This is a genomic window from Pedococcus sp. 2YAF34 (assembly GCF_052114585.1).
In the GTDB taxonomy this organism is placed as follows: domain Bacteria; phylum Actinomycetota; class Actinomycetes; order Actinomycetales; family Dermatophilaceae; genus Pedococcus.
This window is the reverse complement of sequence record NZ_JBFRFA010000034.1, coordinates 26,883-52,088: the sequence shown is the minus strand read 5'-3', so window position 1 is coordinate 52,088 and position 25,206 is coordinate 26,883. Positions and strand designations below refer to the sequence as shown.

Sequence of the window (25,206 nt, the reverse complement as noted above, 5' to 3'; positions counted from 1 at the left end):
CCGTGAGCGCCACCGCCACGTCGTCCGGGGCCAGGCCCGCGGCGCGTCGCGAGGAGTCCGGCCGCGTCGGCAGCTGGCTCCAGCGGCTCGACTCGCCCGTGACCAGCTACTACGTCCTGCTCTCGGTCGCGGTCGTCCTCGTCGTCATCGGGCTGATCATGGTGCTGTCCGCGTCCTCGGTGATGTCGTTGGTCCAGACCAACAACGGCACGCCATACCTCTACTTCCGCAAGCAGCTGCAGTTCGCCCTCATGGGGGCCGTGGCCATGGGCATCGCGGCCCACGTCCCGGTCCGGACCTGGAAGGCGCTGTCCGTCCCGATCCTGCTCGTGGCCCTGTTCATGCAGCTCCTCGTCTTCACCCCCCTCGGCATCTCGGTCAACGGCAACCGCAACTGGCTCGCTGCCGGGCCGGTCACCGTGCAGCCGTCGGAGTTCGCCAAGGTCGGCCTCGTCCTGGTGGGCGCTGCCGTCCTGTCCGCCAAGCGCCGCTCCCTCGGCAAGCTCGGCCACGTCGTGGTGCCGTTCCTGTTCCCCGCGTCGGTGGCCACGATCGGGCTGGTCCTCGCCGGCCACGACCTCGGGACGGTCATGGTCATGGGCGGTGTCGTCGCCGCCGTGCTGTTCGCCGCCGGGGTGCCGCGCCGGCTGTTCGTCTGGGGTGCCGCGTCCTTCACCACGCTCGCGGTCCTCATGGTCGTCACCAGCCCCAACCGGCTGGCCCGCTTCGACGTGTGGCTGGGCAAGGACACCGATCCGTACGGCGCCGCGCGCCAGCCGCTGCACGGCCGCTACGCCCTCGCTGACGGAGGGTGGTGGGGCGTCGGCCTCGGCGCCTCGCGCGAGAAGTGGTCCTGGCTGCCGGAGGCCCACAACGACTTCATCTTCGCCATCCTTGGCGAGGAGCTCGGGCTCCCGGGCACCCTGGTCATGCTCGGCCTGTTCTGCGCGCTGGCCCTGGTCTGCTACCGCATCGTGCTGCGCACCAAGGACACCTTCGTCCGCATCGCCACCGCCGGGGTCATGGCGTGGATCGTGTGCCAGGCGATCATCAACATCGGCGCGGTGATCGGCCTGCTCCCGGTCATCGGCGTGCCGCTGCCCCTGGTCTCCTACGGCGGGTCGTCCCTCATGACCTCGATGTTCGCCCTGGGCATGCTCCTGTCGTTCGCACGCCAGGAACCCGGCTGCCAGGAAGCCCTCTCGGCCAAGCCCTCGGTGGTGCGCCGGTCGCTGGCCGTGCTGCCCGGACGACGGGGACGCTGATGACGACGACGACACCCGCCTCGGTCCTGCTGGCCGGTGGGGGGACGGCGGGGCACGTCTCACCGCTGCTCGCCCTGGCCGACTGCCTGCGCCGGCGCGACCCCGACATCCGGGTCACCGCCCTCGGCACCGAGACCGGCCTGGAGAGCCGGCTCGTCCCCGAGCGCGGCTACCCCCTCGTGGTGGTGCCCAAGGTGCCGCTGCCCCGCAAGCCCTCGGCCGACCTGCTGCGCCTGCCGCACAGCCTCCGTGCGGCGGTCGACGCGGCCGCGCGTGCCATCGACGAGGCGGGAGCCGAGGTCGTCGTGGGCTTCGGCGGCTACGTCTCGACGCCGGCCTACCTCGCCGCCCGGCGGCGCGGCATACCCATCGTGGTCCACGAGCAGAACGCCCGCCCGGGCCTGGCCAACCGGGTCGGGGCGCGGCTGACCCACCACGTCGCCACGACGTTCGCCAGCACCTCGCTGCCCCACGCGACCGTGGTCGGCATGCCCCTGCGCCAGGAGATCAGCCGGCTCGACCGGGCCGCCAGCCGCGCGGAGGGCCTGGCCCACTTCGGCCTCGAGGAGCACTGGCCGACCGTCCTCGTCACCGGTGGTTCGCTCGGCGCACAGCGGCTCAACACCGCGTTCGAGAGCCGGGCCGCGTCGCTCAGCGGCGCCGGTGTGCAGATCCTGCACCTCACCGGCGCGGGCAAGGAGTTCACGCCGCAGCGGGCCGAGACCGGGCCGCCGTACGTCGCCCTGCCCTACACCGACCGGATGGACCTCGCGTACGCCGCCGCCGACCTCGTCGTCGCGCGCGCGGGGGCCAACACGGTGTGCGAGCTCACCGCCGTCGGCCTGCCCGCCGTCTACGTCCCGCTGCCCATCGGCAACGGCGAGCAGCGATACAACGCCGCCGACGTCGTGGCCGCGGGCGGTGGCATCCTCGTCGCCGACGCCGACCTCACCCCCGGGTGGGTCGACCTCACCCTCGCCCCGCTCGTGGTGGACCACCCGCGGCTGGAGACCATGGCGGCCGCCGCCGCCGGCGTCGGCACCCGCGGTGCCGACGAGGCGCTGGCCGACCTGGTCGTCCGGGCCTGGTCCGAAGGCACGTCCGGGGGCTCGTCGGGGGGCTCGTCAGGGGCCGGCCGACGATGAACGGCGAGAACCAGCGGTTCACGTTCACCGACCCCGTGCCACCCCTCGGCGAGCTCGGGGCGGTGCACTTCATCGCGATCGGCGGTGCCGGGATGTCCGGTGTCGCCCGCGTCATGCTGGCCCGCGGGTGCCGCGTCTCCGGGTCCGACGCCAAGGAGTCGCCCGTGCTCGCCGCGCTGGCGGCCGAGGGTGCCACCGTGCACGTCGGTCACGACGTCTCCCACCTCGACGGCGTCGACACGGTGGTCATCTCCTCCGCCATCCGCGAGTCCAACGTCGAGCTGGCCGAGGCCCGCCGTCGGGGGCTGCGGGTGCTGCACCGCTCCCAGGCCCTCGCCAGCACGATGGCCGGCTCCCGCCGGGTCGCGGTCGCCGGGGCCAACGGCAAGACCACGACCACCTCGATGCTCACCGTCGCCCTACAGCACTGCGGCGTCGACCCCTCCTTCGCGGCGGGCGGCGAGCTGGCCAAGCACGGCACCAACGCCCACTGGGGCACCGGCGACGTCTTCGTCGCTGAGGCCGACGAGAGCGACGGCTCGTTCCTCGTCTACCGCCCCGACGTCGCGGTCGTCACCAACGTGCAGGCCGACCACCTCGACTTCTACGGCACGTTCGCCAACGTCCAGCAGGCCTACGCGCAGTTCGTCGCGTCAGTGCAGCCGGGCGGCCTCCTCGTGGCCTGCCACGACGACGCCGGCTCGCTGGAGCTGGCCACCGCTGCCCGGGCCTCGGGCACCCGGGTGCTGACCTACGGGTGGTCACCCGAGGCCGACGTCGTCCTGCGCGACGAGGTGTCGCGCGGCCTGATGAGCCGGGTCACCGTGACCGGTCCGGACGGCGAGGACCGCGCGCTGCGCATCAACATCCCCGGACGCCACAACCTGCTCAACGCCGCCGCGGCCTACACCGTCGCCGTCGAGGGCCTGGAGCAGGAGCCGACCCGGGTGCTCGACGGGCTGTTCGGGTTCACCGGCACCCGGCGCCGGTTCGAGCCCAAGGGCACGGCCGCCGGCGTCACGGTCGTCGACGACTACGCGCACAACCCCGGCAAGGTGTCGGCCGTCGTGTCGACCGCGGCCGAGCTGGTGGGAGAGCAGGGCCGGCTGCTCGTCGTGTTCCAGCCCCACCTCTACTCGCGCACCCGCGACTTCGCCGCCGAGTTCGCGCGGGCCCTGGCGCCTGCGGACGTCGTCCTGCTCATGGAGGTCTACGGCGCGCGCGAGGACCCGGTCCCCGGTGTCTCCTCCGAGCTCGTCGCCGACGCGCTGCGCGAGGTCCGTGCCGACGCCGACGTCACGGTGGTGCCGTCCTGGTCCGCCGTGGCCGGCGAGGTCGCGAGCCGAGCCAGGGCGGGCGACCTCGTCCTCACCGTCGGCGCCGGTGACGTCACCATGGTGGGGCCGGAGATCCTGCGGGCCCTGGGGGAGTCGTGAGCCGCCCGCCCTCGTCCACCCGTGCCACCTCGTCGGCCCGGGTCGCCGCCTCCTCCTCCTCCTCCTCCTCCTCCCGATCGACCACCTCCAGCCGACCCACCTCCTCGACCCGACCCACCGCCGGCCGTCCGCAGGAGCGGCCGTCCGGCCGGACGACCGGCCTGGCCTCCTCCGCGGCCCGCTTCCAGCGCCGCGCCCAGGAGGTGCGCCGCCGCCCCGTGCGGCTCGGGGCGTACGCCGCGGGCCTGCTCGTCGTCATCGGCTTCCTGGTGTGGGTGGTGGCGTTCAGCCCGGTCCTGGCGGTGCGCACGGTCGACGTCGTCGGCGTCCCTGCCTCCGAGGTGGGACCGATCAGGGACCTCGCCGCGGTGCGGCTGGGGGAGCCCCTGGCCCGGGTCGACCAGGACCTCGTCGCGGCGCGGGTCGCCGAGCGGGCCACCGTCGCCGACGTCTCGATCGAGCGCTCGTGGCCGAGCACCCTGGTCATCCACGCCAGCCCGCGGGTGCCCTTCCTCGTGGTCAAAAACCCTCAAGGTCAACTAAAGGTTGTGGATGAGGAGGGCGTCGCGTACGCCCAGGTGAGCGCGGCGCCCAAGGGCGTCCCGGTCGTCGACGCCGCCAGCGACTCCGCCCTGTCGAAGGACGCCCTGGCCGCCGCCGTCAGCGTCGTGCGGGTGCTGCCGGCGAGCATGCAGCACCGCGTCGGCAAGGTCACCGTGAGCAGCGCCAACCTCGTGACGCTGACCATCGGGCGCACCACCGTGGTGTGGGGCGGCGTGCAGGAGCCGGAGCGCAAGCTGGCCATCATGACGGCACTGCTCAAGGGGTCTCCCAAGGTGGTCGACGTGAGCGCGCCGGACACCCCGGTCACCCGCTGACGGACCCTCGTCGCACCGTGACGGCCGGCTCTGCGAGAGTGGTGCCAGTGGGGCTGTTGTGACCGGTGTTGCGACAGCCCTGGCAGCCCCGTCGAGAAACCCGGAAATCGGGCCAATCCGTGCTGCGACACGCGGCATGCCTCGTTGCCTGCCTCCCACCCAACGCATAGCGTCGGCGGCACCGGAAAGTTGACATAAGTCTAACCCTCGACTTGACGTCTAGACACCAGCACCGCATTCAGGAGAGGCCCACCGCCGTGGCAGCACCGCAGAACTACTTGGCCGTCATCAAGGTCGTCGGCATCGGCGGAGGTGGCGTCAACGCCATCAACCGCATGATCGAGGTCGGCCTCAAGGGCGTGGAGTTCATCGCCATCAACACCGACGCGCAGGCGTTGCTCATGAGCGACGCCGACGTGAAGCTCGACGTCGGTCGCGAGCTGACCCGCGGGCTGGGCGCCGGAGCCGACCCCGAGGTCGGCAAGAAGGCTGCCGAGGACCACGCCGAGGAGATCGAGGAGGTCCTCAAGGGGGCCGACATGGTCTTCGTCACCGCCGGCGAGGGTGGCGGCACCGGCACCGGTGGCGCCCCGGTCGTCGCCAAGATCGCCAAGGGCCTCGGCGCCCTGACCATCGGTGTCGTGACGCGCCCGTTCACCTTCGAGGGCCGTCGCCGCGCCAACCAGGCCGAGACCGGCATCGGCAACCTCCGCGAGGAGGTCGACACCCTCATCGTCATCCCCAACGACCGGCTGCTGTCGATCAGCGACCGCGCCGTGTCGATGCTCGACGCGTTCCGGTCCGCCGACCAGGTGCTGCTCTCCGGTGTCCAGGGCATCACCGACCTCATCACCACCCCCGGCCTGATCAACCTCGACTTCGCCGACGTGAAGTCGGTGATGCAGGGTGCGGGCTCGGCCCTGATGGGTATCGGGTCCTCCCGCGGCGACGACCGCGCGGTCCAGGCCGCCGAGCTCGCCATCTCCAGCCCACTGCTCGAGGCCAGCATCGACGGCGCCCACGGTGTGCTGCTGTCCATCCAGGGTGGCAGCGACCTCGGCCTGTTCGAGATCAACGAGGCGGCCCGCCTCGTCCAGGAGGCCGCCCACCCCGAGGCCAACATCATCTTCGGTGCCGTCATCGACGACGCCCTCGGTGACGAGGTGCGGGTGACCGTGATCGCCGCCGGGTTCGACGGAGGGGCGCCCCTCAAGCGCGACAACGACCGGGCCATCGGGCAGATCCAGGGCTCGTCCCGTCCGGCGCAGCAGCAGCCCGCTGCCGCTCCCGCCGGCCAGGCCCAGCCGCAGCAGGTCCGCCAGCAGCCCAACCCGATGTTCCAGCCGTCGCAGCCGGCGCCCGCCCAGGCGCCGGCGCAGGCACCGGCCCAGACGCAGGCTCCTGCCCAGGCGCCTGCACAGGAGCCGACTGCTCCGCGCGAGCCGGCCGGCCGCCCGCCGCGGACGGTGACGTTCGACGAGGGCGACGACCTCGACGTGCCGGACTTCCTCAAGTAGCCAGCACCGACTCGTGCCGAAGGGCGCCGGATCCCCCTGGGGTCCGGCGCCCTTCGCGTGCCCGGGCGCAACCGTCCTCGGGGGCGGACTAGGTTGGGTCCGTGTTCTTCGCGCGTGGTCAGTCGGGACCGGTCCACTGGGGGTTCACCGACCGTGAGGGTGGTGTGAGCGCTGGGGAGTTCGGGTCGCTCAACCTCGGTGGCCACGTGGGTGACGACCCGCAGGCGGTGGAGACCAACCGCACCCGGGTCGCCGAGGCCATGGGAGTCGACCGGGGCCACCTGCTGTTCCTCCAGCAGTGCCACGGCAACGAGGTCGTCGTCGTGGACGGGCCGTGGGACGGCGCCGGCGCGCCGCGCGCCGACGGTGTCGTCACGGCGACCCCGGGGGTCGCGCTGGCGGCGCTGGTGGCCGACTGCACCCCGGTGCTCCTCGCCGACCCCGCTGCAGGTGTGGTCGGCGCCGTGCACGCAGGCAGGCCGGGCATGACCTCGCGCATCGTCGACACCGCGGTCGCGCGCATGCGGGAGCTGGGCGCCCAGGAGATCGCTGCCGTGGTGGGCCCCTCGGTGTGCGGTCGCTGCTACGAGGTCCCGCCGCAGATGCGTGACGCGGCTGCGGCGGTCTCGCCCGAGTCGGCGGCGGTGTCGTGGACAGGCACGGCGGCGGTGGACGTCGCCTCCGGGGTGGTGGCACAGCTGCACGCGAACGACGTTGCGGTGCAATGGGTCCCGGGCTGTGCACGCGAGGACGAGCGCCTGTACTCCTACCGTCGCGACGGCCGCACCGGCAGGTTCGCCGGTGTCGTGGTCCTGGCGGCGTCGTGAGCGACCAGGAGCGGCGTGCCGAGCTCGAGCGCAACCTGGCGGCAGTCCGTGACCGCATCGCCCGGGCCTGCGAGGGGGCCGGTCGCGACCCCGGCGAGCTGACCCTCGTCGCGGTGACGAAGTTCTTCCCGGCCGCCGACGTCGACCTCCTGGCAGACCTCGGCATCACCGACATCGGCGAGAACCGCGACCAGGAGGTGTCGGCCAAGCTGCGCGACGTCGCCCGGCGGGACGACCTGCGGGTCCACTTCATCGGCCAGCTGCAGTCGAAGAAGGCCGCGTCGGTCGTGCGCTACGCCGACGTCGTGCAGTCCGTCGACCGCCCCAAGCTCGTGCACGCCCTGGAGTCGGCCGCGGCCTCGGCAGGACGAGCCCTCGACGTGCTGGTGCAGGTCAACCTCGACGAGGCGAGGGGGCGCGGGGGAGTGGCGCCCGAGGGTGCGGTCGAGCTCGCCGGCCTGGTCGCTGACAGCGAGCACCTGCGCCTGCGGGGGGTCATGGCCGTCGCGCCGCTGGGAGCCGACCCGGCACCCGCCTTCGCGCAGCTGCGCGAGGTGGCCGGCGCCGTACGTGACAGGCAGCCGGATGCCACGTGGGTCTCGGCCGGGATGAGCGGCGACCTCGAGGCGGCCATCACCCACGGAGCGACACACCTGCGTGTCGGGAGCGCAATCCTCGGAACTCGACAGCCACACCGGTAACTTCGGTCCCGAGCACGGACACGGCAGGACCCGCACGTGTCACCACACACTTTCTGGACACCAAGGGAGCTCTCAATGGCTGGGGCGCTGCGCAAGACGATGGTCTACCTCGGGCTTGCCGAGGAGGACGAGCGCTACGAGGGGTACGACGAGTACGACTACGACGAGCCCCAGCAGCGCCAGGAGCGCCACGAGGCCCCCGTCGAGCGTTCCGCCGCCGTGACGCCCCTGCCGCAGCGGACCCCGGTCGCCCGTGTCGTCCGCGACGTCGAGGTCGGCGCCCTCAACCGGATCACCACGATCCACCCGCGCACCTACAACGAGGCCAAGAACATCGGCGAGAGCTTCCGTGACGGCACCCCCGTCATCATGAACCTCTCCGACATGGACGACGCCGACGCCAAGCGGCTCGTGGACTTCGCCGCTGGACTGGTCTTCGGCCTGCACGGCCAGATCGAGCGCGTCACCTCCAAGGTGTTCCTGCTCTCGCCCGCCCACGTCGAGGTCTCGGCCGAGGAGGGCGCCCCGGCGCCTTCCACGCGCGGCCTGTTCAACCAGAGCTGACCCCGTCAGGGTCGGGCCGAGCCCCCCCCGGCCCGCCCTCATCCGGCCCCTGGTCCCGCTCCGCGTCCCCGTCATGGCAGGGTGACCCCATGATCCTGGGGACCAGCATCGTCGCCGACGTCATCCGCTTCGTGGTGTTCGTCTTCTTCGTCGTGCTCATCGGGCGGCTGGTGCTCGACTGGGTCCAGGTGTTCGCCCGCGACTGGCGGCCCAAGGGCGTCATCCTCGTCATCGCCGAGGCGATCTACACGGTCACCGACCCGCCGCTCAAGGCCCTGCGCCGGCTCATCCCGCCGCTCCAGCTGGGCGCGCTGAGGCTCGACCTGGCCTTCCTGATCCTCTTCTTCGGCACCAGCATCCTGATGGGCATCCTGTAGCCCGCTCCCCATCCTGCGGGCCCGGCGCCATCCTCTAGGCTGGCACCGACCCAGTCTCTGGGATGCTTGACCTGCTCTGCTCATGCCTGCCAACCGAGGTGACTACATGACGCTCACGCCTGAGGACGTCCTCAACAAGAACTTCACTCCCACGCAGTTCCGTCGTGGCTACGACGAGCGCGAGGTGGACGACTTCCTCGACGAGGTCGTCGCCGAGATGCGCCGTATCGTCAAGGAGTCCGACGACCTGCGGGACCAGCTCAACGAGTGCCGTCAGAGCAAGGGCATGCCGGTCGTCGCCAAGAGCGACGCGGACGCCAAGTCGTCCCAGGAGGCCGAGGCCAAGGCGCTCGAGGACGCGCAGGCCAAGGTGCAGGAGCGCATCAAGGCGATCGAGGCGAAGACAGCCGAGGCCGAGCAGGCGGCCGAGGCCAGGATCGCCGAGGCGAACGCCAAGGCCGAGGAGGCCGAGCAGGTCGCCCAGGCCCGGGCCGCGGAGGCGGAGCAGGCCGCGCAGGCGCGCATCGGCGACGCCCAGCAGCAGGTCGAGACCCACGCCGGTGCGGAGCAGGCCCGAGCGCAGGAGGTCGAGCAGGCCCTCGCCGAGGCGCAGCGGCAGGCCGACGAGGCTCGCGCCCGCGCCGAGGAGGCCGAGGCCCGCGCCCTCGAGGTGCAGGAGCAGGCCCAGCGGGAGGTGGAGGAGGCGCGGCGCCAGGCGCAGGAGCAGGCGACCGTCGTCCGCGGCGAGGCCCAGCAGGGCGAGCCGGCGCAGGGCGCCGCGGTCCCCGTGGCCGCCGCAGCCGTCGGTGGTGGCGGCAGCGCCGCGGCCCTGCTCGAGATGGCGCAGCGACTGCACGACGAGCACGTCGGCCAGGGCGAGTCCACCCGCGACCGGCTCATCTCCGAGGCCCAGAGCCGGCACGACGACCTCGTCACCGAAGGCCAGAGCCGCCACGACGAGCTGGTCTCCACCGGCCAGAGCCGCCACGACGAGCTGCTGTCCACCGGCCAGACCCGCCACGACGAGCTCATCGCCGAGGCCACCTCGCGGCACGAGCAGCTCATCACCGAGGCGCGCGAGCGCTCGACCGGCATGGTCCACGAGGCGCAGCAGAAGAAGGCGCAGATCCTCGAGGAGCTCGGCCGCGAGCGCAGCCTGCTGGAGAAGAAGATCGACGAGCTGCGGACCTTCGAGCGCGACTACCGTGCGCGCCTGAAGAACTACATCGAGGAGCAGCTCGCCGACCTCGACCAGACCGGCCTGGCGCCGGAGGGCTCCACCCTCGAGGACGCCGACGGTGCCGAAGGTGACCGGGGTGACCAGGGCGAGCAGGAGCAGCACGGCGAGCAGGAGCAGGGCGAGCAGCCCACCGCATCGCGGTGGGCGCCCTCCGGCGTTCCCCCTGCGCCCGCGGCGGGGGGGCCGTGGTGTGTTGGCGTTGAGTAGTCGCCGTCCAGCGCTTATCCTCGCGGCACCTGACCGCGCCCCCCCGGGGCGCCCTGCGACCGAGGGGCCTGGCACACCATGGTTCAAAAGGCGAGAGCCACCGCGTCGAAGTCCGCCACGACCAAGGCCACCACCAAAGCCACGACCAAGGCCGCCCCTGCCACGAAGGCCGCGTCGGCGAAGAAGGCTGCGCCCGCTGCCAAGTCCTCTGTCACGAAGGCTGCGCCCGCGAAGAAGGCTGCGCCTGCCGCCAAGCCTTCTGCCACCAAGGCCGCCCCGGCGAAGAAGGCTGCGCCCGCGAAGGCTGCGCCCACTAAGGCTGCGCCCGCGAAGAAGGCCGCGCCTGCCGCCAAGCCTTCTGCCACCAAGGCCGCCCCAGCGAAGGCTGCTGCGGTGAAGAAGGCCGCGCCCGCGAAGAAGGCCACTGCCACGAAGACGGCTCCGGCGACCAAGGCCGCGCCCGCGAAGAAGGCCACTGCCACGAAGACGGCTCCGGCGACCAAGGCCGCGCCGGCCAGGAAGACCGCTGCGACGAAGAAGGCGAGCCCCGCCTCGCTGGTCGTGCGCGACGACGAGTCGCCGTGGACCGCCAAGGAGCTGCGCGAGGTGCGGTCGGAGATCCAGGCCGACATCGCCCACCTGCGCCAGGAGATCACCGTCGCCGAGGCCGACCTCGTGGGCCTGATGCGCGATGCGGGTGACGGCGCAGGCGACGACCAGGCCGACGCCGGGGCCAAGACCTACGAGCGTGAGCAGGAGATCTCGCTGGCCAACAACGCCCGCGACATGCTCGACCAGAACCTGCACGCCCTCGAGCGCCTCGACAACGGCACCTACGGCATCTGCGAGTCGTGCGGCAACCCCATCGGCAAACTTCGCCTTCAGGCCGCTCCTCGTGCGACCCTATGCGTGACATGCAAGACGAAGCAGGAGCGCCGCTGACCGCGGCCGACGCGTCCACCCCCACTCACGACACCACTCCCGGTACGGCCACGGGGACCACAACCGACGACGGAGCCGGCGCCCCGCGCGACCGGCGCGCGCTGTTCCTCCTCCTGGCCACGGTCGCCGTGGTCGCCTACGTGGCCGACCAGGTCACCAAGGTGCTGGCCCTGGACCGGCTCACACCGGGGGAGCCGGTCAACGTCGTCGGTGAGTTCATCCGCCTCAACCTCATCCGCAACGCCGGCGCCGCGTTCTCCATCGCCGACGGCGCCACGTGGGTGCTGACGCTCATCGCGTTCGGCGTGCTGGTGTTCATCATCCGCACCGCGCGGCGGATCGGCAGCCGAGGCTGGGCCTGGGCGCTGGGCATGCTGCTCGGCGGCTCGCTCGGCAACCTCACCGACCGCATGCTGCGCGAGCCGGCCCCCGGCCGCGGGCACGTCGTCGACTTCATCGACTACTTCGGCCTGTTCATCGGCAACGTCGCCGACATCGCCATCGTGTCGGCGGCCGTCCTCATCGGCCTGCTGGCCCTGCGCGGCGTGGGCGTCGACGGCAAGCGGGCCGCCCACCACGGCCGCCACGAGGGTGGAGCCTCCACCACGGGCGGTGGGACCCGTGGCTGACGCCCGCACCCTGTACGTGCCCGACGGCCTCGAGGGCGAGCGCGTCGACGCGGCGCTGGCGCGCCTCTTCGGCGTCTCGCGCACGAAGGCGGCCGACCTCGCGAAGGCCGGCGACGTCCAGCTCAACCACGCCTCCGTCGGCAAGTCCGACCGGGTCAGCGCGGGCGACCTGCTCGAGGTGCTGCTGCCCGGCGTCGAGGACAGCCCCACCCTCAAGGTCATCGCCGAGCCCGTCCCGGGCATGGGGATCATCCACGACGACGACGACATCGTCGTGGTCGACAAGCCGGTCGGCGTGGCCGCCCACCCGAGCGTCGGCTGGACCGGGCCGACGGTGGTCGGTGGCCTCGCCGCGGCCGGGTACCGCATCGCCACGAGTGGGGCGAGCGAGCGCCAGGGCATCGTGTCCCGTCTCGACGTGGGCACCAGCGGGCTCATGGTCGTCGCCAAGTCCGAGTACGCCTACAGCGTCCTCAAGCAGGCCTTCCGCAGCCGCACCGTCCTCAAGACCTACCACGCCCTCGTGCAGGGTCTGCCGGACCCGGTCGTCGGCACGATCGACGCCCCCATCGGCCGGCACCCCGGTCACGACTACAAGTTTGCGGTCATGGACAAGGGCAAGCCGAGCGTGACCCACTACGAGGTGATCGAGGCGTTCCGGGCGGCGTCCCTGCTCGACATCCACCTCGAGACCGGCCGCACCCACCAGATCCGGGTGCACTTCGCGGCGATGCGCCACCCGTGCGCGGGCGACCTGACCTACGGCGCCGACCCCACCCTGGCCGCCCGGCTGGGGCTGGAGCGGCAGTGGCTGCACGCGGTGGGCCTGGGCTTCGAGCACCCCGGTACGGGGAAGTACGTCACCTTCGAGAGCCCGTACCCCGAGGACCTCCAGCGGGCGCTCGACCGGCTCTGAGGCCCACCCCACCGGTCGTCGGGGAACCGTTGCGGCGGCCCCGCGCGACACGGCTCGGCGACACGCCGAAGGGCGTCGGTGGGCGGGCTTAGGATCATCTCGATGTCCCCGCAGCCCGCCCCCCAGAGCCCCTCGAACAGCACCGACTCGTTCGTCCACCTCCACGTCCACACCGAGTACTCCATGCTCGACGGGGCAGCGAGGATCGGTGACCTGTTCACCCGGGCCGCGGAGATGGGGATGCCCGCGCTGGCGACCACGGACCACGGCTACGTCTTCGGGGCCTACGAGTTCTGGAAGAAGGCGCAGGGCACGGGCGTCAAGCCCATCATCGGCGTCGAGGCCTACGTCACACCGGGCACCCACCGCACCGACAAGACCCGCGTGAAGTGGGGCGACGAGTCCCAGTCGGGCGACGACGTGTCGGGCTCGGGCGCCTACACGCACATGACGCTGCTGGCCAAGAACAACAACGGCCTGCACAACCTCTTCCGGCTCGACTCCCTCGCCAGCCTCGACCAGGTCTACGCCAAGTGGCCCCGGATGGACCGCGAGCTGCTCAGCACCTACGGCCAGGGGCTCATCGCCACCACCGGCTGCCCGTCCGGGGAGATCCAGACCCGCCTGCGCCTGGGCCAGTACCGCGAGGCGATGCAGGCGGCCAGCGACTTCCGCGACATCTTCGGCGCCGAGAACTACTTCTGCGAGCTCATGGACCACGGCCTCGACATCGAGCGCCGCGTCCAGAAGGACCTCCTGCGCCTCGCCCGCGAGCTCGGGCTGCCGCTGGTCGCCACCAACGACCTGCACTACTCCAGCCCGGAGGACGCCAAGGCCCACTCGGCGCTGCTGTGCGTGCAGTCCGGCTCGACGATGATGGACCCGGGTCGCTTCAAGTTCGACGCCGACGACTTCTACCTCAAGAGCCCGGCCGAGATGCGCCACACCTGGCGCGAGCTGCCCGAGGCCTGCGACAACACCCTGCTCATCGCCGAGATGTGCGACATCTCCTTCACCGAGGGCGAGGGGCGCTTCATGCCCCGCTTCCCCTGCCCGCCGGGGGAGAACGAGGAGAGCTGGTTCGTCAAGGAGGTCCAGAGCGGCCTGATGGAGCGGTTCCCGGGTGGGGTGCCCGACTACGCCACCAAGCAGGCCGCGTTCGAGACCGACGTCATCGTCTCCAAGGGCTACGCCGGCTACTTCCTCGTCGTCGCCGACTTCATCAACTGGGCCAAGAAGAACGGCATCCGCGTGGGCCCGGGCCGTGGCTCGGGTGCGGGGTCCATGTGCGCCTACGCCATGAAGATCACCGACCTCGACCCGGTCCCGCACGGCCTGATCTTCGAGCGGTTCCTCAACCCCGAGCGCATGTCGATGCCCGACTTCGACGTCGACTTCGACGAGCGCCGGCGCGGTGAGGTCATCAAGTACGTCACCGAGAAGTACGGCGCCGACCGCGTCGCGCAGATCGTCACCTACGGCACCATCAAGGCCAAGCAGGCCGTCAAGGACGCCGCCCGCGTCATGGGCCACCCCTTCGTCGTCGGCGAGCAGCTCACCAAGGCGATGCCGCCGGACGTCATGGGCAAGGGCGTGCCCCTGTCCGAGATCTACAACAAGGAGCACAAGCGCTACAACGAGGGCGTCGACTTCCGGGCCCTCGTCGAGTCCGAGCCGCACCTGCAGGAGATCGTCGAGACGGCCAAGGGCCTCGAGGGGCTCAAGCGGCAGTGGGGCGTCCACGCGGCCGGCGTCATCATGTCGAGCGAGCCGCTCATCGACGTCATCCCGATCATGCGGCGGCTGCAGGACGGCCAGGTCATCACCCAGTTCGACTACCCGAGCTGCGAGTCGCTCGGCCTGGTCAAGATGGACTTCCTCGGCCTGCGCAACCTCACGATCCTCGACGACGCCATCGAGAACATCAAGGCCAACCGCGACGAGGACATCGACCTCGACGCGCTGTCCAAGGACATGACCGACAAGGCGACGTTCGACCTGCTCTCGCGCGGTGACACCCTCGGCGTCTTCCAGCTCGACGGCGGCGGCATGCGCACGCTGCTCAAGCTGATGCAGCCCGACAACTTCGAGGACATCTCGGCGGCGCTCGCGCTCTACCGGCCCGGCCCGATGGGCGTCAACGCCCACACCAACTTCGCGCTGCGCAAGAACGGCAAGCAGGCGCTCACCCCCCTCGACCCCCAGCTCGAGGGCAAGCTGCAGCAGGAGATGATCGACGCCCTCGGCCCGATCCTCGGCACGACCTACGGCCTGGTGATCTACCAGGAGCAGGTCATGGAGATCGCCCAGAAGCTCGCGGGCTACACCCTCGGCAACGCCGACCTCCTGCGCCGAGCGATGGGCAAGAAGAAGAAGGAGGTGCTCGACGCCGAGTACGTCCCCTTCTCCGAGGGCATGAAGGCCAAGGGGTTCAACGAGGCCTCCATCGCCGCCCTGTGGGGCGTCCTGGTCCCGTTCTCCGACTACGCGTTCAACAAGGCGCACACCGCCGCCTACGGTCTCGTGTCGTACTGGACGGGCTACCTCAAGGCCAACTACCCGGCCGAGTACATGGCCGCGCTGCTCACCAGCGTCGGCGACGACAAGGACAAGTCGGCCCTCTACCTCGGCGAGTGCCGGCGCATGGGCATCAAGGTCCTGCCGCCGGACGTCAACGACTCGGTGGGCCGGTTCGCCGCCGTCGGCACCGACATCCGCTTCGGCCTCCAGGCGATCCGCAACGTCGGCCACAACGTCGTCGAGGCGATCATCGCCGCCCGTGAGGAGAAGGGCCGGTTCACGTCCTTCAAGGACTTCCTGTCCAAGTGCCCGATCGTCGTGTGCAACAAGCGCACCATCGAGTCGCTCATCAAGGCCGGGGCGTTCGACGGCCTGCAGGAGTCGCGCCAGGGCCTCCTGCGCGTCCACGAGGACTACGTCGACAACTTCGTCGACATCAAGCGCCAGGAGGCCATCGGCCAGGACTCGCTCTTCGGGTCCTTCGGTGGCGACGCGGGCGCGGGGGAGTCGGTCGACTTCTCGGTGCTGCCACCCATCCCGGGCGTGGAGTGGGACAAGAAGACGCTGCTGCAGTTCGAGCGCGAGATGCTCGGCCTCTACGTCTCCGACCACCCGCTGTTCGGCATCGAGCACGTGCTGGCCTCGCACGCCGACACCTCGATCGCGAGCCTCACCGGTGAGGACGGCAAGCCCGAGGGCGCCAACGTCACCATCGCCGGCCTCATCACCGGCCTGCAGGTCAAGCGCACCAAGAAGGGTGACCTCTGGGCCATCGTGACCGTCGAGGACCTCGAGGGCGCCATCGAGTGCCTGTTCTTCCCCTCGGCCTACCTCACCGTCCAGCACGCCCTGACCCACGACGCCGTCGTCGTGGTCAAGGGCCGGGTCAACCGGCGCGACGACACCCCGTCGATCTACGCCTCCGACCTGACCCTGCCGGACATCTCCGAGGGGCCGCGCGGCCCGGTGGTCGTGACCATGGACACCAACCGGGCGACCCAGGCCAAGGTCGAGGAGCTGAAGTCGGTGCTGTCGTCCCACCCGGGCCAGACCGAGGTGCACGTCCGCCTCAGCCAGCCGGGGCGGTCGGTGCTCATGAAGCTCGAGGACGCCTACCGGGTCAACGCCACGGAGGCGCTGTTCGGCGACCTCAAGGTCATCCTCGGCCCGCGCTGCCTCGCCGGCTGAGCGCACCGCATAGGGTGCCAGCGTGAGCACGCCTGCAGTGACGCCGCCGACTCCTCCGACCCCGCCGTCCGGCACGTCGCCGACGCCACCGCGTGCGGCGCGGCGCGACACCTCGCGCGAGCACCACGGCGACGTGGTGGTCGACCCCTACGAGTGGCTGCGCGACAAGGCCGACCCGGCGGTGGTCAGCCACCTCGAGGCCGAGAACGCCTACGCCGAGGCGGTCACGGCCGACCTCCAGCCCCTGCGCGACGCGATCTTCGAGGAGATCCGCTCGCGCACGCAGGAGACCGACCTGTCGGTGCCGGTGGCGAGCGGGCCGTGGTGGTACTACTCGCGCAGCTACGAGGGCTCGCAGTACTCCGTGGAGTGCCGGTGCCCGCGCGTGGAGGGCGCACCCCGCCCGATGCCCGAGGCGCAGGCTCAGGTCGAGGGCGAGCAGGTGCTGCTCGACGGCAACCTCGAGGCCCGCGGCCACGACTTCTTCGCCCTCGGCGCCCTGTCCGTCAGCCCCGACCACCGCCTGCTCGCGTATGCCGTGGACACCGAGGGCGACGAGCGCTTCGCCCTGCGCGTCAAGGACCTCACCACCGGGGACGTCGTCGACACCGCGGTGCGCGAGGTCGGGTACGGTTGCGTGTTCTCCCTCGACGGCCGCTACCTGTTCTACACGCGGGTCGACGAGACCTGGCGCCCGCACCAGGTGTGGCGGCACGAGGTCGGCGGCCCCACGGAGGCCGACGTGCTGGTGCACCAGGAGGACGACGAGCGCTTCTGGATGGGCCTGGGGTCCTCCCGCGACGACCGCTGGATCATGGTCGGCCTGGGGTCCAAGACGACCTCGGAGGTCATGCTGCTCGACGCTGCCGACCCCACGGGGACCCCGAGGGTGGTGGCGCCGCGCCGGGAGGGCGTCGAGTACGACGTCGAGCCGGGCCCGGACCGCCTGCTCATCGTCCACAACGCCGACCACGTCGACTCCGACCTCGCCTGGGCCCCGCTGGACGCCACGTCCGCCGACCAGTGGCAGCCGCTCATGGCCTCGGCGCCGGGGGAGCGGTTCCAGGGCGTGGAGGCGTTCGACGACGTCGCCGTCCTGTCGCTGCGCCGCGACGGCCTGACCGCCCTGCGCGTGCTCGACCGCGACCCCTCGAGCGGGTCCGGCTACGGCGCGAGCCACGACCTGGTCTTCGACGAGCCGGTCTACTCGGTCGGCCTCGGCGAGAACCCCGAGAGCGCCACCACCGCCCTGCAGGTCGTCTTCGAGTCGATGGTCACCCCGCGCACCGTCATGGACTACGACGTCCGCACCCGCGAGTACACCGTGCTCAAGCGGCAACCCGTCCTCGGGGGCTACGACCCGTCGCAGTACGAGCAGCGGCGCGAGTGGGCCACGGCGGCCGACGGCACCCGCGTGCCGGTCTCCATCGTCCACCCCGCCGGCGCGACCCCCGACGGCACCCGCCCGGGCATGCTGGCGGCGTACGGGTCCTACGAGCTCTCCTCGGACCCCTACTTCTCCGTCGCCCGGCTGTCGCTGCTGCAGCGCGGCTTCGTCTACGCCATCGCGCACGTGCGCGGCGGCGGGGAGCTCGGGCGCCGCTGGTACGACGACGGCAAGCTGCTGCAGAAGAAGAACACCTTCACCGACTTCGTCGACTGCGCGAACCACCTGGTCGAGGCCGGCTGGGTCCACCCGGACCGGCTGGTCGCCGAGGGCGGCTCGGCCGGTGGCCTGCTCATCGGGGCCGCCGTCAACCTCGCCCCCGAGCGGTTCCGCGCGGTCCACGCGGCCGTGCCGTTCGTCGACGCGCTGACGACCATCCTCGACCCGAGCCTGCCGCTGACCGTCGTGGAGTGGGAGGAGTGGGGCGACCCCCTGCACGACCCCGACGTCTACGCGTACATGAAGTCCTACTCGCCCTACGAGAACGTGCGGGACGCGGCCTACCCGGCGGTGCTGGCGACCACGTCGCTCAACGACACGCGTGTCTACTTCACCGAGCCGGCCAAGTGGGTGGCCCGGCTGCGCGAGCACACCACGAGCGACCCGGTGGAGCGCCCGGTGCTGCTGCGCACCGAGATGGTCGCGGGCCACGGCGGCAAGAGCGGCCGCTACGACTCCTGGCGGCAGGTGGCGTGGGAGTGGGCGTTCCTCATCAGCCAGGTCGGGGCAACCGAGGTGGAAGCCGCACCCGTGCAGGACTCCACCCAAATTGCCCGCTGACCAGCGGTCACCTCGCGGGTACCGGGCCCTACCCTGTGTGGTGGCGGAAGGCGGAGTGCGTTGAGTGAGGGCAAGGCGCGTGGTGCGCGTCGTTTCGCTGCCCTCCTGGACTGGTCCGGCACCACCATCGGGGCTCCCGACCAGTGGCCGACGGCGCTGCAGGTGACGTGGGACCTCGCCCTGGCGTGCCCACTGCCCATGGCGCTGTTCGTCGGTGACGACCACGTCCTGCTCTACAACGACGCCTTCGCCGAGCAGCTCGGCGACCGGCACCCCCACGCGTTCGGCCGGCCGGCGTCGGAGGTGGTCCCCGAGGTGTGGGGCGGCTCGCACCTGGGCGCCCTGTTCGACGCGACGATGGCTGACGACCGCTCGTTCCTCGACGAGGGCACCGAGCTCCGGGCGTCGGGTGACCTCGCCGACGACACCCCGATCCTCGGGCACTTCCTGCGCACCGGCTCACCGGTGCACGACGAGGACGGGCGCGTCATCGCCCTGCTGCACATCGCGGTCGAGACGTCCTCCTCGCTCGACCGGGCCCGCACCGTCACGGGGCTGGCCACGGCGCTGGCAGTGGCGGTCACCGTCGACGACGTGTGCAAGGTGGTGCTGCGAGAGTCGGTCTCGGCGTTCGGTGCCCTGTCGGTGGGCATCTGCCTGCCGTCGCCCGGACCGGGCGGTTGGCGGATGGCGCGCCGGCACCGCATCGAGGACCTGTCGCCGGACGAGGAGAGGCTGCCGCTGATCTGGTCCGAGGTGCCCGAGGACCTCGCCGACGTCGTCTCCCGCTCCCTGGACCACGGGGAGCCGTACGTGTCCGACGGTGCCGAGCTCGTCGCCGTACCGCTGCGCGCGCGCAGCACGGACGCGGCAGTCGTCGTCTTCAGGGAGTCCACGCCGCTGCCACGGGACGTCGTGGCGGTCCTGTCGGCGTTCACCGACCTCGTCGGCGAGGCGCTCGGCCGCGCGGTGGCCTACGACGCCGAGCGCTCGACCGCAGAGCTGCTCCAGCGCACCCTCCTGCCGCCGAGCCTGCCGCAGTCCGACGAGATCTCGATCGCCGCACGCTACGAGCCGGTGTCGGAGGGCACGGTCGCCGGCGGCGACTTCTACGACTCGTTCTTCCTGCCCGACGGGCGGCTCGCCCTGGTGATCGGCGACGTCGTCGGCCGGGGGGTCATGGCCGCCACGGTCATGGGCCAGGTGCGCGCCGCCGTCCGCGGTGCCGCCATGACCGACCCGCGGCCCGAGTCGGTCATGACCTCGCTCGACCGCGTCGTGTGGGACCTCGACGCCCTGTGGCCGGCGTCGATGCCGCTCGGGTCCACCCGCGCGCGCCCCGGGATGGCGTTCGGGGGCGAGCTGTTCGTGACCATGCTCTACGGCACGGTGTCGCCGGAGACGGGCGTCGTCGAGGTCGCGAGCGCCGGTCACCCGGTGCCGGTCCTGCTCTCCGGACGCGCGGCGCGCGACGACGGCCACCCCCGGGTCCGCCTGGTCGACATGGCGGTCGGGCCGCCGCTGGGCCTGTCGGGGCACCGGCCCACCCACCGCCAGCTCCTCGAGGTGGGGGACATGCTGGTGATCTACACCGACGGGCTCATCGAGCGTCGCGACGAGACCCTCGACGCGGGGGAGGAGCGGCTGCTCGCTGCGCTCGCCGACGTGCCGCCGAGCAGCCCCCGCAGCGTCGCCCAGCTGGTCATGGAGGCGATGGTCCCCGAATCCGGCCAGGAGGACGACTGCGCCGTCCTCACCGTCGGCCGGTCACCGGTGGGGCACCGCCGGGCCGCCATCGTGGTCCCGCCCATGCCGGAGTCGGTCAAGGCGGCCCGGGACTGGGCCCGGGAGCAGCTCGACCTCTGGACGGTCAACGAGGCCGACCAGTACACCATCGTCACCGGCATCTCCGAGCTCATCACGAACGCCGTCCTGCACGCCGGCACCGAGTCGCACCTGACCCTCGACCTCGACACCGGGGTCGTCGCGGTCACCGTGGCCGACAGCGGCAACCGGGGCGAGCCGTTGCTGACCGGGGGCGAGGCGATGGCGGTGCGCGGGCGCGGGCTGTCCCTCGTGCGCGCCGTCAGCGACGCCTTCGGGGCCCACCGCACGTCGGCGGGGACGACGGTGTGGTTCGAGGTGGAGGTGGCCCTCGCCGACGCGGGGGTCGACGCGGGGATCGGCGTCGGCGACCGCCACTGACGCCCGTGCCGGCGACCGTCACCGACCCCGGCGTGCGATGAGGTCAGCGGGCCCCGACGTAGGCGGTGTCCAGCGGCCAGCCGCTGCGCCCGACCTGGGTGCCGGAGCCCGAGAGCCAACCCCCCTTGCCGTTGCCGTAGTAGGCCGTCCACGTGCCGGAGGTGGTCAGGGCGAGCACGTCGGAGAACCCGTCACGGTTGAGGTCGCCGGCGCCGGTGAGGGTGACGAACGGCTGCCAGCCGGTGCCGACCTGTCTGCTGTAGACCGACCAGCCGCCCTTGCCGTTGCCGGCGTACAGCCACAGGGTGCCGTCGCTGCGGTGGCGGGCGAGGAGGTCCGGCCGGCCGTCGCCGGTGAGGTCGCCGGGTGAGAACACCTGGTCGAACACCTGCCAGCCGGTGGCGACGCGGGTCTCCGTGGCGGCGAGCCCCGACGAGGTGCCGCGGTAGAGCCAGAGCGTGCCGTCGCTGCGGCGGCGGGCCAGGACGTCGGGTCGGCCGTCGCCGGTGAAGTCGCCGGGCGAGACCACGGCGTCGAAGATGCCCCAGCCGGAGCCGATGCGCGTGGGGGCACCGAAGGTGGCGTTGCCGGTGCCGCGCAGGAGGTAGAGGTCGCCTCCCGCGGTGCGGGTGACGAGGTCGGCGACGGCGTCGCCGGTGAAGTCACCGGGGGTGACGACGTCCGCCACGCTGGCCCAGCTCCCGGCCAGGCTGCGCCCGGTGACGTCGGCCGGGCTGTCGTGGAGCACGACCCCCTGCGTCGCCGACAGGGAGACCAGGTCGGAGTCGATGGTGGCGTCGAGCCCGAGGGCGACCGGCGGCGCGGCATACGAGCGGATGAGGGCTCGCCACGTCGCGGCATCGGTGACCCCGCTCCCGGTGACGCCCTGACGCTTCTGCCAGGCGACGAGGGCTGCCTGCGTGGTCGAGGTGAAGGACCCGGACGCCGTCGTGCCGATGGCGCTCTGCACGGCCTGGACCGCGGGGCCCGTGCTGCCCGAGCGCAGGTACATGCCCGAGAACGACACCAGCTGCTTGCCGAGGCTGCTCGCCGAGGGCACCGCCTTGACCGCCGGGGGCACCTGGCAGCGCGTCAGGTTGGCGCTGCTGCGCGGCGAGGCCCAGCTGAGGGCCCACGAGCGGCACGGGCCCCACTCCGGCGGCGCGACCTGCTTGGACCAGTAGGAGCTGCGCTGCATGGCGCCCGACCAGGACAGGGAGATGTGCACGTGGTTGCGGTGGCAGGCGGTGTCGTAGGACGTGGCCGCCTTTGCCGTGGACAGGCACCCCTGGTACTCCACCCAGCCGTCTGCCGGACGGTAGGCCGACCAGGTCCTGTTGTTCCAGATCAGGTACATGACGCCGAGCCGGCGCGCCATGGCGTGGGTGTTGCCGGCCCGGTCGGTCGCGAGCATCCAGCCGAGGGCGGCGTTGGCCTGCGCCTTCTGGGTGGTGTTGCGGACACTGGCGATCCAGTCGACCGCGCGCCCGTCGTAGTGCTCGGAGGTGGCCAGGGAGTCCGAGCCGCAGGCCCGTGCCGACCCGTACGTCGTGCCCGGGTAGGTGCGAACCAGCAACGCACCCAGGGCGGCGGTGCCCGGCTTCGCCCTGGCGTCGCAGGAGTTCGCCCCGACGTAGGAGGACAGGGCCTCGATCCCGGTGGGCAGCCCCGTCGGCGTGGGTGGCACCGATGTCGCGGCGGAGGCGCTCGGGCCCGTGGCCGCCACCGTGGCGACGAGGGCCAGCACGAGCATGGCGGTGGTCGCGACCCTGCGCGGCAGGAGGGTGCGGAGGCGGCGGGAGGTGGTCATGGGGCAGCTCCGGGACGGCTCAGGCGGCTGGTCGCGCCGTTCCTCGCGGGGAGGACCTGGGGAGGACCTCGGGAGGACCCGGAGAGGACCTCTGGAGGACCCGGGGAGGATCGCGGTCGCAGCAGTGTGGGGGAGTGTCCAGTTTGTGGCATCTGTACCCGGATGGGCCCACGCGTTCCCGGATGCCACCCGTTTGCGGTTGCGAGGCATCATACGAATGGGTGACGATGTCAGCAGAATGGATGAGTGGACGCGTCACAGCGTGCGTCCCGGACGCCGAGCCGCCCATCCTCGACTCTGTGCCCCTGGTTGGGCACGCGTCCGGAGGTGGGTCACGTGAGAAAGGTCGGTGCGGCGATGTGGCAGCTGTTCCTGGAGCGCTTCGTTCCCCTCGTGGACGACGACGTGTCGGCTCTCGACCGGCTCGACGGTGTCGGGGCCTCGGCCTCCCGTCGCACCCCCGCCCGTGACGTCGCCGGCCCGGCGGTCGCCCAGGGCGGTGACTCCTCGCTGCTCCCGCTCCCCTGAGCGGCGCGGCCGCTGACCGCGACGGCCGCGGCACCGCCACCACGTCGTAGGGCCCCCGACCACTGGTCGGGGGCCCTACGACGTCCTCAGTCGGTGCAGAGGCAGAACGGGTGCCCGGCGGGGTCGAGGAACACCCGGAAGGAGGTGCCGGGCTGGTGCTCGTGCCGGGTCGCGCCGAGCCTGACGACCTCGGCCTCCGCCTCGTCGAGGTCGTCGACCACCACGTCGAGGTGCATCTGCTGGGGCGCCTCCTGGGAGGGCCACCGAGGAGGCGTGTAGTCGTCCACCTGCTGGAAGCAGATGCACTGGCCGTAGTCGGCGCGCACCTCCCCCCAGCCGGGGGAGATGTCGACCTTCCAGTCGAGCATCGCGCCGTAGAACGTCGCGAGGGCGCCGGCGTCGGGGCAGTCGAGGACGATGCTGGGGAACCGTGCGATGGCCATGGCGGCACGGTACGCCCGGTTGCGGACGCTCGGCGTCCGCAACGTCCCGGGGTCACGTCCGGCTCACGTCGCGGACCACGTGGAGGCGCTCGCGTGGCCGAAACTAGACTCTCGCACCGTGTCGTGGTCGCTCTGGTTCACCCTGCTGGCTGCCGCGGTCCTCATCTCGCTGACCCCCGGCGCCGGTGCCATCAACACGATGTCCAACTCCATCGGCTGGGGCTGGGCCCGCTCGATCTGGGGCATCCTCGGGCAGCAGCTCGCCCTCCTCGTGCACATCGCGGTCGTGGCGGCCGGGGTGGGGGTCCTGGTCGCCGGATCTCCGTTGCTGTTCAACGTGATCCGTTATGCCGGCGCCGCCTACCTCGTGCTCCTCGGGGTGCGGCAGCTGCGCGCGAGACCGGCGCCCGTCGACGACGAGGCGCCGGCAGGCGGCGGCTCACGGTGGTCGATGATGCGCCAGGGCGTGCTGGTCAACCTGACCAACCCCAAGGCCGTCGTGTTCTTCCTCGCCTTCACGCCGCAGTTCATCCGGCCCGACCGGCCGCTGGCCACGCAGTACGCGGTGCTCGCGGCGACGGTCGTGCTCGTCGACGTCCTCGTCATGTGGTTCGTCTTCGCGGTGGCGGCCCGGGGGCTGCGCCGGCTGACGCGCAGCGAGGGCGGCCAGCGGCGCCTCAACAAGATCTTCGGCGGACTCTTCGTCGGGGTCGGTGCACTCCTCGCGACCATCCACTGACGGTCGGGGTCCCGCTCAGCCGGAGCCGCCCCCGGGGCGCGTCGGCAGGACGACGACGGTCCGCGGCTGGGCGACGTCCGGACCGTCGAGGTAGACCTCCCACGCGTCGCCGGCCGGGACCAGGCCGTGCTGCGCGGCATATCCGTGCAGCGCCTCGTGGGCGTCGCGGCTGCGCGCGTAGTCGCCGCGGTGGGTCGTGCGCAGGGCCGGGCCACCGGGCAGGTGCGACGCCTTGACGTCGCCCTGCCCCAGCACCATCCCGTTGACGGGGAAGCCCGCCTCGAGCTCGAAGGCGCCGTCCGCGTCGGGCCGCAGGCGGACGAAGGGCGGCCCTGACACGTGCATGCCGTCCTGCCCCGCCACCTCGGCGACGCGTGCGAACGCCGCACCGACGAACGGCCCGATCCCCGCCTCGTCGACGGTGTCACGGACCACGAGCGTGGGCTGGTCGTGCAGTGTGACCTGCTCGACCTCGTACGCCACGCCGCTCCCGCGGTCCTGCGCGGTGTCCATGGACGTCACCAGGGTGGCCGCGGCCACGCCGCCGAGCGGCGACGCTCCTCGCCGTGCGGGTGCAGCCGCCGCAGGTGACGGCGCCGCCTGAGCTCCTGGGTGATGCGCGCCTGGTCGTGCAGGACGGCCTCGCGCTCGGGCGAGCCGGCGCGGACCGACCCGGCCGCGCCGGGGGACCGCAAGGCCTCCTCGCAGGCGGCGAGCCGCTGCAGGAGGTCGCGCAGGGTGAGGTGGGTGAGGTGCTCCGTCAGGGCGCTCTGCTCGGTGCGGGGCGCTTCAGACGTCGTCGGCTGCATGCCTTCTCCCTTGTTCCGGTGTGGACGTTCACACACCTGGTCAGTCCAGTGAACGCCGCGAGGCCACGTCCACGTCAGGGACCTAGGTCCCGG

Annotated in this window: 23 protein-coding genes; 18 read left to right on the top strand and 5 right to left on the bottom strand. The window is 72.0% G+C overall.

The features are described from left to right. Positions 1-2 precede the first annotated feature (2 nt). The 10 genes from ftsW (at position 3) to AB4Z02_RS15535 (ending at position 10,157) form a co-directional block, all read left to right on the top strand. Positions 3-1,265 carry a putative lipid II flippase FtsW gene (gene ftsW, locus AB4Z02_RS15580; RefSeq protein WP_056883827.1) on the top strand — a complete coding sequence of 421 codons (1,263 nt, stop codon included), beginning with the start codon at positions 3-5 and terminating at the stop codon, positions 1,263-1,265. Beyond that, entirely contained in the window at positions 1,265-2,410 is a 1,146-nt protein-coding gene (murG, locus tag AB4Z02_RS15575; RefSeq protein WP_441972041.1) for an undecaprenyldiphospho-muramoylpentapeptide beta-N-acetylglucosaminyltransferase, read from the top strand. Before ftsW ends, murG begins: the two co-directional genes overlap by 1 nt. Continuing rightward, a complete protein-coding gene (gene murC, locus AB4Z02_RS15570) occupies positions 2,407-3,846 on the top strand; it encodes a UDP-N-acetylmuramate--L-alanine ligase (RefSeq protein WP_441972039.1) in 1,440 nt (479 codons plus the stop codon). Before murG ends, murC begins: the two co-directional genes overlap by 4 nt. After that, positions 3,843-4,724 (top strand): cell division protein FtsQ/DivIB, encoded by an 882-nt coding sequence (locus tag AB4Z02_RS15565; RefSeq protein WP_441972037.1) that lies wholly within the window; start codon positions 3,843-3,845, stop codon positions 4,722-4,724. Before murC ends, AB4Z02_RS15565 begins: the two co-directional genes overlap by 4 nt. Before the next feature lie 257 nt (positions 4,725-4,981). After that, positions 4,982-6,241 carry a cell division protein FtsZ gene (ftsZ, locus tag AB4Z02_RS15560; protein ID WP_056883830.1) on the top strand — a complete coding sequence of 420 codons (1,260 nt, stop codon included), beginning with the start codon at positions 4,982-4,984 and terminating at the stop codon, positions 6,239-6,241. 101 nt (positions 6,242-6,342) lie between these two features. After that, positions 6,343-7,068: a peptidoglycan editing factor PgeF gene (gene pgeF / locus AB4Z02_RS15555; RefSeq protein WP_441972036.1), complete on the top strand. Its 726-nt coding sequence runs from the start codon at positions 6,343-6,345 to the stop codon at positions 7,066-7,068. Beyond that, on the top strand, positions 7,065-7,769 hold the full coding sequence (locus AB4Z02_RS15550) for a YggS family pyridoxal phosphate-dependent enzyme (RefSeq protein ID WP_441972034.1): 705 nt from the start codon (positions 7,065-7,067) through the stop codon (positions 7,767-7,769). The genes pgeF and AB4Z02_RS15550 overlap by 4 nt, the downstream gene beginning before the upstream one ends. Before the next feature lie 75 nt (positions 7,770-7,844). Continuing rightward, positions 7,845-8,333, top strand: a complete 489-nt coding sequence (locus AB4Z02_RS15545) for a cell division protein SepF (protein WP_056883833.1) — start codon at positions 7,845-7,847, stop codon at positions 8,331-8,333. An 89-nt stretch (positions 8,334-8,422) separates the two neighbouring features. Continuing rightward, the gene (locus AB4Z02_RS15540) at positions 8,423-8,710 is read left to right on the top strand and encodes a YggT family protein (protein ID WP_056883834.1); all 288 of its coding nucleotides are present in this window, start codon (positions 8,423-8,425) and stop codon (positions 8,708-8,710) included. Positions 8,711-8,816: 106 nt separating this feature from the next. Beyond that, positions 8,817-10,157, top strand: coding sequence for a DivIVA domain-containing protein (locus AB4Z02_RS15535; protein WP_441972032.1), 1,341 nt, complete (start codon positions 8,817-8,819; stop codon positions 10,155-10,157). A gap of 83 nt (positions 10,158-10,240) precedes the next feature. Here the strand turns inward: AB4Z02_RS15535 and AB4Z02_RS15530 are convergent, their stop codons facing one another. Continuing rightward, the gene (locus AB4Z02_RS15530; RefSeq protein ID WP_235531448.1) at positions 10,241-10,588 is read right to left on the bottom strand and encodes a hypothetical protein; all 348 of its coding nucleotides are present in this window, start codon (positions 10,586-10,588) and stop codon (positions 10,241-10,243) included. Between AB4Z02_RS15530 and AB4Z02_RS15525 the strand changes: the two genes are divergently transcribed. The 6 genes from AB4Z02_RS15525 (at position 10,551) to AB4Z02_RS15500 (ending at position 20,784) form a co-directional block, all read left to right on the top strand. Continuing rightward, entirely contained in the window at positions 10,551-11,099 is a 549-nt protein-coding gene (locus AB4Z02_RS15525; protein WP_235531449.1) for a TraR/DksA family transcriptional regulator, read from the top strand. The genes AB4Z02_RS15530 and AB4Z02_RS15525 overlap by 38 nt on opposite strands. Further along, positions 11,072-11,728, top strand: coding sequence for a signal peptidase II (lspA, locus tag AB4Z02_RS15520; RefSeq protein ID WP_056883837.1), 657 nt, complete (start codon positions 11,072-11,074; stop codon positions 11,726-11,728). Before AB4Z02_RS15525 ends, lspA begins: the two co-directional genes overlap by 28 nt. After that, the gene (locus AB4Z02_RS15515) at positions 11,721-12,644 is read left to right on the top strand and encodes an RluA family pseudouridine synthase (protein ID WP_441972029.1); all 924 of its coding nucleotides are present in this window, start codon (positions 11,721-11,723) and stop codon (positions 12,642-12,644) included. Before lspA ends, AB4Z02_RS15515 begins: the two co-directional genes overlap by 8 nt. 102 nt (positions 12,645-12,746) lie before the next feature. Further along, the gene (dnaE, locus tag AB4Z02_RS15510) at positions 12,747-16,352 is read left to right on the top strand and encodes a DNA polymerase III subunit alpha (RefSeq protein WP_056883838.1); all 3,606 of its coding nucleotides are present in this window, start codon (positions 12,747-12,749) and stop codon (positions 16,350-16,352) included. Between the two features lie 22 nt (positions 16,353-16,374). After that, complete coding sequence (locus tag AB4Z02_RS15505) at positions 16,375-18,579, top strand: S9 family peptidase (protein ID WP_441972027.1); 2,205 nt, start codon at positions 16,375-16,377, stop codon at positions 18,577-18,579. Between the two features lie 60 nt (positions 18,580-18,639). Continuing rightward, entirely contained in the window at positions 18,640-20,784 is a 2,145-nt protein-coding gene (locus tag AB4Z02_RS15500) for a SpoIIE family protein phosphatase (RefSeq protein ID WP_441972025.1), read from the top strand. A gap of 43 nt (positions 20,785-20,827) precedes the next feature. Here AB4Z02_RS15500 and AB4Z02_RS15495 read toward each other — a convergent pair whose 3' ends face one another. Next, entirely contained in the window at positions 20,828-22,594 is a 1,767-nt protein-coding gene (locus AB4Z02_RS15495) for an FG-GAP-like repeat-containing protein (protein ID WP_441972023.1), read from the bottom strand. Between the two features lie 336 nt (positions 22,595-22,930). Here AB4Z02_RS15495 and AB4Z02_RS15490 point away from each other — a divergent pair, with 336 nt between their 5' ends. Then, positions 22,931-23,122, top strand: coding sequence for a hypothetical protein (locus AB4Z02_RS15490; RefSeq protein ID WP_156399942.1), 192 nt, complete (start codon positions 22,931-22,933; stop codon positions 23,120-23,122). Positions 23,123-23,208: 86 nt separating this feature from the next. Here AB4Z02_RS15490 and AB4Z02_RS15485 read toward each other — a convergent pair whose 3' ends face one another. After that, entirely contained in the window at positions 23,209-23,565 is a 357-nt protein-coding gene (locus tag AB4Z02_RS15485) for a VOC family protein (RefSeq protein WP_056883842.1), read from the bottom strand. Between the two features lie 118 nt (positions 23,566-23,683). Here AB4Z02_RS15485 and AB4Z02_RS15480 point away from each other — a divergent pair, with 118 nt between their 5' ends. Then, the gene (locus AB4Z02_RS15480; RefSeq protein ID WP_441972021.1) at positions 23,684-24,304 is read left to right on the top strand and encodes a LysE family transporter; all 621 of its coding nucleotides are present in this window, start codon (positions 23,684-23,686) and stop codon (positions 24,302-24,304) included. A gap of 15 nt (positions 24,305-24,319) precedes the next feature. Here the strand turns inward: AB4Z02_RS15480 and AB4Z02_RS15475 are convergent, their stop codons facing one another. Beyond that, the gene (locus AB4Z02_RS15475; RefSeq protein WP_441972019.1) at positions 24,320-24,817 is read right to left on the bottom strand and encodes a hypothetical protein; all 498 of its coding nucleotides are present in this window, start codon (positions 24,815-24,817) and stop codon (positions 24,320-24,322) included. 5 nt (positions 24,818-24,822) lie between these two features. Beyond that, positions 24,823-25,113, bottom strand: coding sequence for a hypothetical protein (locus AB4Z02_RS15470; RefSeq protein ID WP_056883844.1), 291 nt, complete (start codon positions 25,111-25,113; stop codon positions 24,823-24,825). Positions 25,114-25,206: the final 93 nt, after the last annotated feature.

What these genes read in the sequence shown, in the direction of transcription:
- murG (WP_441972041.1), top strand. Translation starts at nt 1,265, where the DNA reads ATGACGACGACGACACCCGCCTCGGTCCTGCTGGCCGGTGGGGGGACG.
- murC (WP_441972039.1), top strand. Translation starts at nt 2,407, where the DNA reads ATGAACGGCGAGAACCAGCGGTTCACGTTCACCGACCCCGTGCCACCC.
- AB4Z02_RS15545 (WP_056883833.1), top strand. Translation starts at nt 7,845, where the DNA reads ATGGCTGGGGCGCTGCGCAAGACGATGGTCTACCTCGGGCTTGCCGAG.
- AB4Z02_RS15540 (WP_056883834.1), top strand. Translation starts at nt 8,423, where the DNA reads ATGATCCTGGGGACCAGCATCGTCGCCGACGTCATCCGCTTCGTGGTG.
- AB4Z02_RS15535 (WP_441972032.1), top strand. Translation starts at nt 8,817, where the DNA reads ATGACGCTCACGCCTGAGGACGTCCTCAACAAGAACTTCACTCCCACG.
- lspA (WP_056883837.1), top strand. Translation starts at nt 11,072, where the DNA reads ATGCAAGACGAAGCAGGAGCGCCGCTGACCGCGGCCGACGCGTCCACC.
- dnaE (WP_056883838.1), top strand. Translation starts at nt 12,747, where the DNA reads ATGTCCCCGCAGCCCGCCCCCCAGAGCCCCTCGAACAGCACCGACTCG.
- AB4Z02_RS15495 (WP_441972023.1), bottom strand. Translation starts at nt 22,594, where the DNA reads ATGACCACCTCCCGCCGCCTCCGCACCCTCCTGCCGCGCAGGGTCGCG.
- AB4Z02_RS15485 (WP_056883842.1), bottom strand. Translation starts at nt 23,565, where the DNA reads ATGGCCATCGCACGGTTCCCCAGCATCGTCCTCGACTGCCCCGACGCC.
- AB4Z02_RS15475 (WP_441972019.1), bottom strand. Translation starts at nt 24,817, where the DNA reads ATGGACACCGCGCAGGACCGCGGGAGCGGCGTGGCGTACGAGGTCGAG.
- AB4Z02_RS15470 (WP_056883844.1), bottom strand. Translation starts at nt 25,113, where the DNA reads ATGCAGCCGACGACGTCTGAAGCGCCCCGCACCGAGCAGAGCGCCCTG.